The 12,763-nt window shown below is 65.0% G+C and carries 13 protein-coding genes; 12 read left to right on the top strand and 1 reads right to left on the bottom strand.

The annotated features are described in order from the left end of the window. Positions 1-23: 23 nt before the first annotated feature. The 5 genes from truA (at position 24) to accD (ending at position 4,657) form a co-directional block, all read left to right on the top strand. Entirely contained in the window at positions 24-842 is an 819-nt protein-coding gene (gene truA, locus ACSQ22_RS06510; protein WP_218300681.1) for a tRNA pseudouridine(38-40) synthase TruA, read from the top strand. After that, complete coding sequence (locus tag ACSQ22_RS06515; RefSeq protein WP_436129935.1) at positions 839-1,591, top strand: phosphoribosylanthranilate isomerase; 753 nt, start codon at positions 839-841, stop codon at positions 1,589-1,591. Before truA ends, ACSQ22_RS06515 begins: the two co-directional genes overlap by 4 nt. Further along, complete coding sequence (trpB, locus tag ACSQ22_RS06520) at positions 1,569-2,852, top strand: tryptophan synthase subunit beta (RefSeq protein WP_436129787.1); 1,284 nt, start codon at positions 1,569-1,571, stop codon at positions 2,850-2,852. The genes ACSQ22_RS06515 and trpB overlap by 23 nt, the downstream gene beginning before the upstream one ends. Further along, positions 2,853-3,662: a tryptophan synthase subunit alpha gene (gene trpA / locus ACSQ22_RS06525; RefSeq protein WP_055399417.1), complete on the top strand. Its 810-nt coding sequence runs from the start codon at positions 2,853-2,855 to the stop codon at positions 3,660-3,662. It abuts the gene before it with no gap. 122 nt (positions 3,663-3,784) lie between these two features. Then, positions 3,785-4,657, top strand: coding sequence for an acetyl-CoA carboxylase, carboxyltransferase subunit beta (gene accD / locus ACSQ22_RS06530; protein ID WP_055399419.1), 873 nt, complete (start codon positions 3,785-3,787; stop codon positions 4,655-4,657). Between the two features lie 279 nt (positions 4,658-4,936). On the opposite strand, the gene ACSQ22_RS06535 is transcribed toward accD, so the two are convergent. Then, complete coding sequence (locus ACSQ22_RS06535; protein ID WP_055399421.1) at positions 4,937-5,485, bottom strand: YggT family protein; 549 nt, start codon at positions 5,483-5,485, stop codon at positions 4,937-4,939. A gap of 79 nt (positions 5,486-5,564) precedes the next feature. On the opposite strand from ACSQ22_RS06535, the gene ACSQ22_RS06540 reads away from it, so the two are divergent. From ACSQ22_RS06540 to ACSQ22_RS06570, 7 genes are read left to right on the top strand one after another with little or no spacing between them, the layout of a single operon-like run. Further along, complete coding sequence (locus ACSQ22_RS06540; protein WP_121420752.1) at positions 5,565-6,206, top strand: LON peptidase substrate-binding domain-containing protein; 642 nt, start codon at positions 5,565-5,567, stop codon at positions 6,204-6,206. A 40-nt stretch (positions 6,207-6,246) separates the two neighbouring features. Further along, positions 6,247-8,160, top strand: coding sequence for a polysaccharide biosynthesis protein (locus ACSQ22_RS06545; RefSeq protein WP_436129788.1), 1,914 nt, complete (start codon positions 6,247-6,249; stop codon positions 8,158-8,160). Continuing rightward, positions 8,157-9,389: a lipopolysaccharide biosynthesis protein gene (locus tag ACSQ22_RS06550; RefSeq protein ID WP_008903935.1), complete on the top strand. Its 1,233-nt coding sequence runs from the start codon at positions 8,157-8,159 to the stop codon at positions 9,387-9,389. The genes ACSQ22_RS06545 and ACSQ22_RS06550 overlap by 4 nt, the downstream gene beginning before the upstream one ends. Beyond that, positions 9,373-9,951 carry an acyltransferase gene (locus ACSQ22_RS06555; RefSeq protein ID WP_436129789.1) on the top strand — a complete coding sequence of 193 codons (579 nt, stop codon included), beginning with the start codon at positions 9,373-9,375 and terminating at the stop codon, positions 9,949-9,951. The genes ACSQ22_RS06550 and ACSQ22_RS06555 overlap by 17 nt, the downstream gene beginning before the upstream one ends. Position 9,952: 1 nt before the next feature. Continuing rightward, a complete protein-coding gene (locus ACSQ22_RS06560; protein WP_436129790.1) occupies positions 9,953-11,008 on the top strand; it encodes a glycosyltransferase in 1,056 nt (351 codons plus the stop codon). Positions 11,009-11,013: 5 nt separating this feature from the next. Beyond that, positions 11,014-12,045, top strand: coding sequence for a glycosyltransferase family 2 protein (locus ACSQ22_RS06565; RefSeq protein WP_436129791.1), 1,032 nt, complete (start codon positions 11,014-11,016; stop codon positions 12,043-12,045). Beyond that, positions 12,042-12,740, top strand: a complete 699-nt coding sequence (locus tag ACSQ22_RS06570) for a class I SAM-dependent methyltransferase (RefSeq protein WP_436129792.1) — start codon at positions 12,042-12,044, stop codon at positions 12,738-12,740. The genes ACSQ22_RS06565 and ACSQ22_RS06570 overlap by 4 nt, the downstream gene beginning before the upstream one ends. Positions 12,741-12,763: the final 23 nt, after the last annotated feature.

Raw genomic sequence — 12,763 nt, forward strand, 5'->3', positions numbered from 1 at the left:
CCCCACCCCCAGGCCGCCCCATGATGCGGGTGGCGCTGGGTGTCAGCTACAACGGACAGGCCTACAGCGGCTGGCAAAGCCAGTTGTCGGGCAACACGATTCAGGACAAACTCGAAGCGGCCCTGGGCCGCTTTGCCACGCACCCTGTCAGCACTTTGTGTGCAGGCCGTACCGACGCAGGTGTGCATGGATTGATGCAGGTGGTGCACTTTGACACGCCGCTGAACCGCCCGCCCTCCTCCTGGGTACGGGGTACCAACACCTTTCTTCCTGCCGATATTGCCGTGCAATGGGCGCAGCCCGTGCCGGACGGCTTCCATGCCCGCGCCAGCGCGATCGCGCGGCGCTATGCCTATGTGCTGCTGCAGTCCCCCGTGCGGCCGAGTGTGGACGCCGGTCGCGTGGGCTGGGTTTTCCATCCGCTGGACCACCAAGCGATGCGGCAAGCTGCGGACTACCTGCTGGGCGAGCACGACTTCACCTCGTTTCGTGCGTCGGCGTGCCAGGCCAAGTCCCCCGTCAAGACCCTGCAGCGCATCGACATTACGCGCCGGGGTCTGGGAGAACCACACCCGGAGCTGGGCTGGAGCCCCTGCTACTGGCGCTTTGAGTTCGAAGCCAACGCGTTTTTGCACCACATGATCCGCAACATCATGGGCTGCCTAATTGCCGTGGGCCAGGGCAACCAGCCTCCTGAATGGGTGGCGCAGGTGCTCGCCGCCAAATCCCGCGATGCGGCAGCGCCCACGTTTTCGCCGGATGGGCTGTTTTTTCAAGGCCCGGTCTATGACGCCGCCTGGGGCTTGCCCCAGCGCACGGCTGCGTATGATTGGTTGCCATGAACGCACAAGACATCTCCAAGCTGCCGCATGCACGCACCCGCATCAAAATCTGCGGCCTGACCCGCGAGCAGGACGTGGATGCCGCAGTGGCGGCAGGCGCCGATGCAGTGGGTTTCGTGCTGTATGCCCCCAGCCCGCGTGCGGTAACACCCGAACGCGCAGCACAACTGGCCAGACGCCTGCCGCCCTTTGTCACACCAGTTTTGCTGTTCGTGAACGAGCCCGCTACCAATGTGATAGCTACCAGCGCTTTGATAGCAGGCGCTACGATCCAGTTTCACGGTGATGAATCTCCCCAGGATTGCCTGGCCGCCACCCACCAAGGCGCACGCCCCTACCTGCGAGCCGCCCGAATTCCCCTGGGCGACGGTGCGGCCAGCTTTGACCTCGTAAAATACGCCCACGATTACTCTCACGCCCAGGCCATCCTGCTCGACGCCCATGTCGAAGGTTTTGGCGGCAGCGGCAAGGCATTCAATTGGTCACTCCTTCCACCAAGCGTCAGCTCTCACCTCGTTTTGTCTGGTGGACTCACGCCTGCAAACGTGACCGATGGCATTTTGCAAGTCCGTCCGCGGGGTCTCTCGCTGGCGGTTGATGTCAGTTCCGGCGTCGAAGCCGATGGCCCCGATGGAAAGCCCATCAAGGGCATCAAAGACGCACTGAAGATCCAACGCTTCGTTGCCGCCGTGCGGGCGGCCGATGCACAACTTGCAAAGAACCCCCATGAATTCCTATCAGCAACCTGATACTTCTGGCCATTTCGGCCCCTACGGCGGCAGCTTCGTCAGCGAAACCCTGACCCACGCCATCCAGGAACTGCGCGAGGCCTACGCGCGCTACCAAAACGACCCCGAGTTTCTGGCCGAGTTTCACTACGAACTCAAGCACTTCGTCGGTCGCCCATCACCCATCTACCATGCAGCCCGTACCAGCCGCGAAATGGGTGGCGCGCAGATCTACCTCAAACGTGAGGACCTGAACCACACCGGCGCCCATAAGATCAACAACGTGATTGGCCAGGCCATGCTGGCCAAGCGCATGGGCAAGCCCCGCGTGATTGCAGAAACGGGCGCAGGTCAGCACGGCGTGGCCACGGCCACCATCTGCGCGCGCTATGGCCTGGAATGCGTGGTGTACATGGGTGCAGAGGACGTCAAGCGCCAAAGCCCCAACGTGTACCGCATGAAATTGCTGGGCGCCACGGTGGTGCCCGTGGAATCGGGCAGCAAGACGCTGAAAGATGCCCTCAACGAGGCCATGCGCGACTGGGTGGCCAATGTGGACAACACCTTCTACATCATCGGCACGGTGGCAGGCCCACACCCCTACCCCATGATGGTGCGTGACTTCCAGAGCGTGATCGGCAAGGAGTGCATCGACCAGATGCCCGCCATGTTGGCAGAGCAAAAGGCGCTGGGCGACCAGCCCGATGCCGTGATCGCCTGCGTGGGTGGCGGCAGCAACGCCATGGGCATCTTCCACCCCTACATCCCGTTCGAGAAAACGCGCCTCATTGGCGTGGAAGCGGCAGGCGAAGGGCTGGAGTCGGGCAAACACTCGGCATCGCTGCAAAAGGGCAGCGCGGGCGTGCTGCACGGGAACCGCACCTTCATCCTGCAGGACGACAATGGCCAGATCACAGAAACCCACAGTATCAGTGCAGGTCTGGACTATCCGGGCGTGGGCCCGGAGCACGCCTGGTTGCAGGAAATCGGCCGTGCCGAATACGTCGGCATCACTGACAAGGAGGCTCTGGAAGCCTTTCACTACCTGTGCCGCACCGAGGGCATCATCCCCGCGCTCGAATCCAGCCATGCCGTGGCCTACGCCATGAAACTGGCCAAAACCATGCGCCCTGACCAATCGATCCTGGTCAACCTCTCGGGCCGTGGTGACAAGGACATTGGCACCGTGGCCGACCTGAGTGGCGCCGATTTTTACTGCCGCCCCAGCTGCCAGGGGCAGTCCGTCAAGGGCGGCGAGCAATCCATCAAGGTGGTGAAGTAAATGAGCCGTATTGCATCCACCTTCTCTGCCCTGCAAGCGCAGGGCCGCAAGGCACTGATTCCCTATGTGACCGCTGGTTTCCCCTTCGCCGACATCACCCCTGCACTCATGCACGGCATGGTGGAGGCCGGTGCCGACGTGATTGAACTGGGCGTGCCCTTTTCCGACCCCATGGCCGATGGCCCGGTGATTCAAAAGGCGGGCGAAAAAGCCCTCAGCCTGGGCATTGGCATGGTGCAGGTGCTCGACCATGTGCGCGAGTTCCGCAAACGCAACAGCACCACACCCGTGGTGCTGATGGGCTATGCCAACCCCGTGGAGCGCTACGACCAAAAGCACGGTGCAGGTGCCTTTGTGCGCGATGCCGCAGCCGCTGGCGTGGACGGTGTGCTCATCGTGGACTACCCACCCGAAGAGTGCGAGACCTTTGCCGCCAGCCTGCGTGAGCACGGCATGGACCTGATCTTCCTGCTGGCCCCCACCAGCACCGATGAGCGCATGGCCCAGGTGGCGCGCGTGGCCAGCGGCTACGTGTACTACGTGTCGCTCAAGGGCGTGACCGGCTCGGGCGCGCTGGACACCTCGGCCGTGGAGCAAATGCTGCCCCGCATCCGCCAGCATGTGACGATCCCCGTGGGTGTGGGCTTTGGCATTCGCGACGCCGCCACCGCCCAGGCGATTGGCAAGGTGGCCGACGCCGTGGTCATTGGCAGCCGCATCATCCAGCTGATTGAAGACCAAGAGCACGCCAAGGTGGTGCCAATCACGATCGACTTCCTGCGCGGCATCCGCAAGGCAATGGACGCGTAGACGCATAATGCAGCCCGGCGCGCCGCCCTCATCGGGGCACGGCGCGCCACAGATTCCACCCGGCCTGCCCCCTGCGGCGCCCCAGCGCCCCGGCAGGCCGAGCCACTGAAGAGGAGAACACCATGTCCTGGCTCGAAAAACTTCTGCCCTCCAAGATCCAGCAAACCGACCCCACCGAGCGCCGCCAGGTGCCTGAAGGGCTGTGGATCAAGTGCCCGAGCTGCGAAACGGTGCTCTACAAGGCCGATCTGGAGCAAAACCAGAACGTTTGCCCCCATTGCAGCCACCACCACCGCATTGGCGCCCGCGCGCGGCTGGACGCTTTTCTGGACGCCGAAGGCCGCTATGAAATCGGCCAGGAAGTGCTGCCCGTGGATGCCCTCAAGTTCAAGGACAGCCGCAAATACCCCGAGCGCCTGAAGGAAGCCCTGGAAAACACGGGTGAAACCGATGCCCTCATCGTCATCGGTGGCGCGGTCAAGAGCATCAACGTGGTGGCAGCGTGCTTTGAGTTCGACTTCATGGGTGGCTCGATGGGCTCCGTGGTGGGCGAGCGTTTTGTGCGCGGCGTGGAAACCGCCATCGAGCAGAAGGTGCCCTTTATCTGCTTTACCGCCACCGGCGGCGCACGCATGCAGGAAGGCCTTCTGTCCCTGATGCAGATGGCCAAAACCAACGCAGCGCTGACCCGCCTGGCCAAGAAGGGCCTGCCCTACATCAGCGTGCTGACCGACCCGACCATGGGCGGCGTGAGCGCAGGTTTTGCGTTTGTGGGCGACATCGTGATTGCCGAGCCCAAGGCCCTGATCGGCTTTGCCGGACCGCGTGTGATCGAATCCACAGTGCGCGTGACCCTGCCCGAAGGCTTCCAGCGCGCCGAATTCCTGCAAACCAAGGGCGCCGTGGACTTCATTTGTGACCGCCGTGAACTGCGCAACACCGTGGCCAGCAGCCTGGCCATGCTGCAGCGTTTGCCTGCTGACGCAGTGATGTAACACCACCGGGTGGGTGCGTGCGCAAAGCCTCGTGCTGAGGTGATGCGCCCGCCAAAGCCGCGAAAACACTATTATTTTGATAGCTGCTAGCGCTTTATGGATAAGCGCTAGATGTCAATTTGAATCATATTTTTGGTATCAGATAGATATCCATTTGCCGCGCATCATGCGCAGCCGCCGAAACCGGCGCGGCCCCAACCAGGGACGGCAAGCAAGGGCCGCCCCGCAGCAAGGCCGTCGTCCCCCTGGGGGGAAGGCGCCAAAGGCGACTCAGGGGGGCTACTTCATTACGCTGGCCTGCAAATGGCCCAGCACGATCATCGCCACCTGCAGCAACACCAGCACGGCCAGCGGCGACAGGTCGATACCGCCCACCAGCGGGATGATGCGGCGAAACGGCCGCAGGATGGGCTCGCACAGCCGGGCAATCACATCGGCCAGGGGTGACCGCGCCTGCACCCACGACATCACGGCATAGACGATCAACAAGCCAATCAGCCCCGACACCGCCACCCGCGCGAGGCCAAACAATGCCAGCCACGGCAGCCAGGCCCATGCCGAGGCGGCGCCCAGCAGCAGGGTCAGCAAAAAATACTGCGCCAGCTGCAGCAACACGGCTGCCACTAGGCTCGACACATCCCAGCGCCCCACCGGCGGGATCACGCGGCGCAGCGGCATGATGAGCCAGTCCGTCAGCGCAAAAACCAGTCCGCCGACGGGGTTGGAAAACGGCACGCGCTGCCACTGCATGTACAGCCGCAACAGGCATGCCCCGGTGAGCAGGCCACCAACAACGTCGAGCAGGAAAGAGGCGATCTGGTAGAGCATGGATGAGACAAAAATAAGGGGCCGCCGCGAAAGCAGGCTGCGCCATGGGATGATAGCGAGCCAAGGTATCCCCCCTTTCATGACACAACCCCTCACCCTGTCATCCTTGCCCCTTTTCCCTCTGGGCTCCGTGCTGTTCCCAGGTGGTCTGCTGGCCCTGCGCGTGTTCGAAGTGCGCTACCTGGACATGGTGCGCAAGTGCCATCAGGCGGGCGCCCCCTTTGGCGTGGTCGCCCTCACGCAAGGCCGCGAAGTGCGCCAGGCGGGCGCGCCTGAAGAACAGTTCAACGATGTGGGCACCCTGGCCGTCATCGAGCAGATCGACACCCCGCAGCCTGGCCTGATCACACTGCTATGCCGTGGCAGCCAGCGCTTTCGCATCACCCAGCGCAGCCACCTGCCCCATGGCCTGTGGATCGCCGATGTGGGGCACATCGACCCGGATCTGATGGTGCCAATCCCGCAAGACCTGAGAAAGGCATCGACAGCCCTCGCCCAGGTGCTGCACACCCTAAAGCAGCGTGACCCCGAAATTCCGACTGCGATTGTCCCCACGGCAGCCCAGCTGGACGACTGCGGATGGGTGGCCAACCGCTGGTGCGAGCTTTTGCCCGTGCCCCTGGAACTCAAGCAGCGCCTGATGGAGCTGGACAACCCGCTGGTGCGGCTGGAACTGGTGGGAGATATCCTTGAGCGGACCGGGATTGCGCCCACGCAATGAGCCGCCGAATCGCAACTACCCCCTCTTCTTCTCATAGCCCATGCTGAACCGCATCCTGGGCTGGTCACGCGCAGCCAAGCGCCTCGTGGTGGTGGCCATGGACATCTGTCTGGGCCTCATCGCCATGTGGCTTGCCTTCACGCTGCGGCTGGAGACGCCCCACTGGCCTGAGGGCATGCAGTGGCTCGCGTATGCACTGGCCCCGGCCCTTGCCTTTCCGATTTTTGCCAAACTGGGGCTGTACCGCGCCATCTTCCGCTACACGGGGATCACGGCGCTCATCACTACCGGCAAGGCCGTGGCCATCTACGGCGCGCTTTTGCTGGGCTGCCTGCTGGCGGCTCAGTGGGAGGGCGTACCACGCAGCGTCGGCATCCTCCAGCCGCTGTTGTTCATGCTGCTGGTGGGTGCCAGCCGTGCACTGGGGTGGCTGGCGCTGGCGGGGCGCAGCAGCCATGCGCCGTACCGCCTGCTGATCTACGGCGCTGGCAGTGCGGGCGCACAGACGGCTGCAGGGCTGGGCAGCATGCGCCAGTACCTGCTAAAGGGGTTTGTGGACGACGATGCCAGCAAGATCGGGCGCAGCATCAACGGCGTGCGTGTGCACGCCTCCAACGCGCTGCCCGAGGTGGTACGCCGCCTTGGCATCACCGACGTGCTGCTGGCGCTGCCCAGCACCACGCGCGAGCGACGGCGGCAAATCATCGAAAGCCTGCGCGAGCTGCCCGTGCGGATCCGCACGCTGCCGGGCCTGTCGGACCTGGCCAGCGGCCGGGTGACCGTCACGGACTTCCAGGACCTTGAAATCGAAGACCTGCTGGGCCGGGAGCCGGTGGCGCCGGACCCAGGTCTGCTGGGGCGCAATCTGGCGGGCACCGTGGTTCTGGTGACCGGCGCGGGCGGCAGCATTGGCAGCGAACTGTGCCGGCAGATCGTGCGCGAAGGGCCGTGCCAGTTGCTGCTGGTGGACCATAGCGAATACGCGCTGTACTCCATCCACCACGAATTGGCGGCGCTGGTGCACCAGGGCGAGCATGCATGTGCGCTGGTGCCCCTGCTCGCCAGCGTCACCCACAAGGCGCGCATGGCAGACATCTGCCGACAATACCGGCCCACATCCATCTACCATGCGGCCGCCTACAAGCACGTGCCCATGGTGGAGGCCAACGCGGGCGAAGGTATTTTGAACAACGTGTTTGGCACCTTGAACATGGTGCAGGTGGCGCTGGAGTGCGGTGCCAACCATTTCGTGCTGATTTCCACCGACAAGGCCGTGCGCCCGACCAACATCATGGGCGCCACCAAACGTGTGGCAGAGATGGTGCTGCAAGCAATTGCAGCGTCGCCCCGAGCGCCTTTCCCGCAGCTTGCCGACAGCTCACCCGCCTGGACTTGCCCCACCCGCCTGTCGATGGTGCGCTTTGGCAATGTACTGGGCTCTAGTGGCAGCGTGATACCGCTGTTTCGCAAGCAGATCGCGGCCGGTGGCCCCCTTACCGTGACGCACCCGAACGTCACGCGCTACTTCATGACCATTGCCGAAGCCGCCCAGCTGGTACTGCAGGCAGGGGCGATGGCCGAGGGCGGCGACGTGTTCCTGCTGGACATGGGCGAGCCGCTGCAGATCCTGGAGCTGGCTGAGCGCATGGTGGCCCTGTCGGGATTGACGGTGCGCGACGATCTGCACCCCGAAGGAGACATCGAAATCGTTTTCACCGGACTGCGCCCGGGTGAAAAACTGTTCGAGGAACTGCTGATTGGGGACAATCCCTTCCCCACCGACCACCCCCGCATCCTGCGGGCGCGTGAAGAATACCGCCCATGGGAGGAGCTGCAGACCTTGCTCCAGGCATTGCAGAAGGCAGCCCAAGCGGGCGACCCCATCGCCATGACCGCTCTGCTGCGACAGCTGGTGCCTGGCTACCACCCCGAAACGCAACCCGTACTGCCATGAAGTCGGGACTTGTACGGGCAACGCTGACCCTGCTCACGGGCAGCGTTGCAGCCCACGCCATCCCGCTGGTGCTGGGCCCCGCACTCACACGCCTCTACAGCCCTGAGGACTTCGGACAGTTTGCACTGCTGTGGGCGCTGGCCACCAACCTGGCGGTGGTGGGCTGTGCGCGCTATGAATTCGCACTCCCCCTCGAAAGCACCGAGCCGCGCGCCGCCCAGCTCATGGCGCTGTGCGCTCGCATCTTGCTCGCTGTCACCACGGCATCTGCTGCAGCCGCAGCCGTGCTTCTCCTGTGGCGCGGCATGCCGATGGTGTGGGCGCTGCCATTGGCGGTGTTCGCAGGCGGCGCTGTGCAATGGCTCACCCTGTGGGCAACTCGGTCCCAGCGCTTTGGTCTGCTGTCGGCGGCCAGGCTGCTGCAACAAGGCGGTGGCGCCATCCTGCAATTGCTGTTCGGATTCATGAAGACCGGCCCGCTGGGTCTGGTGCTGGGCGCCACATTGGCCAGCCTGGGCGCGGCATGGATGCTGGCCAGGCCTGCCCCTGCGGGTGGCTGGGTGGGTCTGTGGCGCCAGCCGTTGGCCACCCTCCGGTCCATGGCCCAACAGCACCGGGACTTTCCGTTGCTCAACACACCCCACGCTTTCATGGGGGCGCTGCAGGACACCCTGACTCTGGTGCTGGTGGCGGCCTGGACCGGAGATGCCGCAGCGGGGTTCTGGGCGCTGGCGCTGCGCTACCTCAAGGCCCCTGCGACCCTCATCGGCGGGGCCTTGTCGCAAACCTTGTACCCCCGCCTTCTGAAGGCGCAGAGCCCCAACGAAGCGCGCACCCTGGTGCGCCAGGCCATGATGGGGCTGGCCGCCCTGGCCTGCCCGCTGGCGGCAGTGCTGCTTGCCTGGGGCCCGGACATCTTTTCCCTGGCCTTTGGCGACCAATGGGCGCAGACCGGGGAACTGGCCCGGGCCATTGCGCCGTACATCGCCGTGCATTTCATGGCATCGCCCCTCGCGGTGGTCACCATGGCCTGGGGCGCGCAGGCCTGGGCGCTGCGCCTGGCGTTGGTTGGACAATGCCTGTTTTTCGCGGGCCTGCTGCTGGGCCTCCATCTGGGCGGGCTGACCGGTGCCGGATGGGGGGTGTCAGCGAGCATGCTGGCCTACTTTGCCTACTATTTCTGGGCGTTGGCAAACTGGAAGGACATCCCCCATGAGAGCCGTGCTTAACCGCTGGCGCCGCCGCCTCTGGCAGGCGCTGTTCTACCGCATGGTGTTCGGGGAAAGCGACCACCTGGGCCGCGGCCTGCCCCACACCCGCATTGCCCCCAGCACCTGCATCGAAGGCGCCGAGGGGCTGCTGCTTTCCGACCACGTGTTCATTGGGCAATTCAACTTCATCGACGCCACGGCAGGCCTGCAGATTGGGCAAGGGGTACAGATCACCAACTTCGTCAGCATCGTCACCCACAGCTCCCACCGCGCCATTCGCCTCCTGGGCAGCAGCTACGCAGTCCACGAGGGCCCCAAGCCTGGCTACATCAGCGCGCCCGTTGAGATCGGCGCCTACACCTTTGTTGGCCCCCACAGCCTGATCGAAGCGGGTACACGCATCGGCAAGGGGGTGGTGGTGTGCGCCTACGCGCAGGTGCGCGGCGAAGTGCCCGATTTCGCCATCATGGCAGGGGCCCCAGCGCGCAAGATTGGCGACGTGCGCGAGCAGGATGAGCGCCTGCTGTTGCAGCATCCGGAACTGCGCCCACACTACGAATCCTGGGCACGGGCAAGCTGACATGGCCACACACCTGTGCCTGCTGGGCGATGCCACCAGCCCCCATGTCCAGCGGTGGGCGCGGGAGATGCTCCAGCGCGGGTGCCGCGTTTCGCTGATCACGGCCCGCCCCGCGTCCATCGATGGCGTCACGGTGCGGGCCATCCGGCCTGTGCACCGATCACTGGACTGGCTGCTCCGTGTACGGGAAACGAGGCGCCACGTGGCCGAACTGGCTCCTGACCTCCTGCATGCCCACTACGTCACCTCCTACGGCTATCTGGCCGCACGTTGCGGCAAACATCCGCTGGTGATGACCGCCTGGGGCAGCGACCTGTTGGTGACCCCCGGCAAAAGCGCCTGGATGCACTGGCTGACCGGCTGGATACTGCGCCAGGCTGACCTCATCACGGGCGACTCAGCGAGCCTGATGAGCGCGGTGGCAGACTTCCGCCCGCCCGGCGCTGCCGAGGAAATCCATTGGGGTGTGGAACTGCAACGCTTCCACCCCGTTCCCTGGAGTCACAAGCAAGGCAGCCAGCTGGTGAGCCTGCGCGCGTGGGAACCCAACTACAACATCGACACCATCATCGAAGCGTTCGCCCTGCTGCAGGCGCGATTGCCGGGCGCCGATCTGCGCTTGCACCTGCTCGGCGGAGGCAGTCTGGAAGATGCCCTGCGCAGCCAGGTGCACACGGCGCAGCTGGACAACAAGGTGCAGTTCCACGGCCGACTCGATGACGCGGGCATGACCCGGGTACTGGGCGAAAGCAAGATATCTGTGTCGGTGCCCAGCAGCGATGCAACATCGGTCGCCATGCTGGAGAGCATGGCGTGTGGCCTCGCCGTGGTGGCCAGCGAACTGCAGGCCAACCGGCACTGGATCGACGCTCAGTGGCTGGTTGCAGCCGGAGATGCCACAGCGCTCGCCGCCCGGCTGGAAGCCCTGATTGCCAATGACGCCATCGCGGAACAAGCCGGGCTGCAAAATGCTGCCCGCATCGCGCAAGACGGCGACCGCGCGGTGCAAATGAACCGCATGCACGCGCTGTACCAGCAACTGCTCCGTACACCTTGAACCCCATGCCCCAAGGCCTTGAATTGGACAACCTGATCAGCGTCATCGTGCCGTGCCGCAACGAGCGCCAGCACATCGACGCTTTCTGCAACTCCGCCCTGCGCCAAGAACTGCCCGCAGGCTGGCGCATGGAAGTGCTGATTGCAGACGGTGACAGCGATGACGGTACGCGCGAACACCTCGCGCAGCGCTGCGCCGCAGACCCCCGGCTCGTGCTGGTGGACAACCCCGGCCGCATTGTGTCCACCGGACTCAACGCCTGCATTGCCCGCGCACGGGGCGGCACCATTGCCCGCATGGACGTGCACAGCCAGTTTGCCCCCGACTACCTTGCGCAGTGCATCGAGGCGCTTGAACGCACCAGCGCTGACAACGTGGGCGGCCCCTGGGTTGCCCACGGAACGGACCCCACCGGGGCCGCCATAGCCGCCGCCTTCCAATGCCGCTGGGTGGTGGGTGGCGCACGGTCGCGCGATGTGCAATACGAAGGCGAGGTGGATACCGTCTACCTCGGATGCTGGCCCCGCGGCGTGTTTGACCGATTCGGGCTGTTTGACGAAACGCTGGTGCGCAACCAGGACGACGAGCACAACCTGCGCATGCGCCTGGGGGGTGCACGCATCTGGCAGAGCAGCCGCATCCATTCCACCTACCACCCGCGCAATTCGCTGAGGCACCTGTTCGCGCAACAACGGCAATATGGCTACTGGCGGCCTTTTGTGATGCGCAAACATGGGCAGCCGGGCTCCGTGCGACAACTGGTGCCCGCAGCTTTTGTGGCCGCAGCAGTGGGCGCCTCCGCTGCCTTGCCGTGGTCCGCCTGGCCCTTGGCTGCACTGGGCATCGCCTACGCCGGGTATCTTCTGGCGGCATCCGTGGCGGCAGCCCGGTCGGCCCGCAACGGGGGGCTGCTGCCCCGCCTCCCGGCGACGATTGCAGCGTTTCATGTGGGCTACGGCCTGGGCACCTGGCGAGGACTGTGGGACATTGCGCGCTCGCGCGCCCCTTCGTCCGACTTTGCACGCATCACCCGATGACCGACAACGAACCCCAGGCCGTCAAGGCCCGCTACGCCCGGCGCGACACAGTGGCCGACGAAGCGCGCTACAGCCTGTATGCCAACGCTGCGGCGCTGCAGGCGCAGCAGGAGCGCCTGCGCGCCATGGCACGCATCTGGCAGGCCCACGGCTGGAGCAGCCTGACCCAGCGGCCCATGCTGGAGGTTGGCTGCGGGAGTGCGGGCAATCTGCATGATCTCGTGCGGCTGGGCGCCACGCCCGCGTGCCTGACAGGCCTGGAGCTTCTTCCCGAACGTGCCGCCGCAGCGCGCGCCTCGCTGCCAGCAGGCGTGGCCATTGTGGAAGGGGATGCCGCCCTGGCCCCGGTGCAGCCCGCCAGCCAGGATGCCGTGCTGGCGTTCACACTCTTCAGCTCCTTGCTCGACGAGGGCTATCGCCGCCATCTGGCCGACGTGATCTGGCAATGGGTCGCGCCCGGCGGCGGTGTTCTCGTCTATGACTTTGTCGTCAACAACCCCGCCAACAGCGATGTACAGGGCATTCCACTGCGCGAACTGAGCATCCTGTTTCCCGGGGCACAGATACACTCCCGCCGCGTTACGTTGGCACCTCCGCTGGCACGGCGCCTGCCCGCGCCAGCGATTGCGCCAGCATCCGCACTGCTGTGGTTTCTGCGCACCCACCGCCTGACCTGGGCCGTGAAGCCACGCTGAGCGCGGCCTCGCTCTGGCCCTTT

Origin of the sequence: Acidovorax sp. LjRoot38, from assembly GCF_964252975.1 — a bacterium.
GTDB classification, from domain to species: Bacteria; Pseudomonadota; Gammaproteobacteria; order Burkholderiales; family Burkholderiaceae_C; genus Acidovorax; species Acidovorax facilis.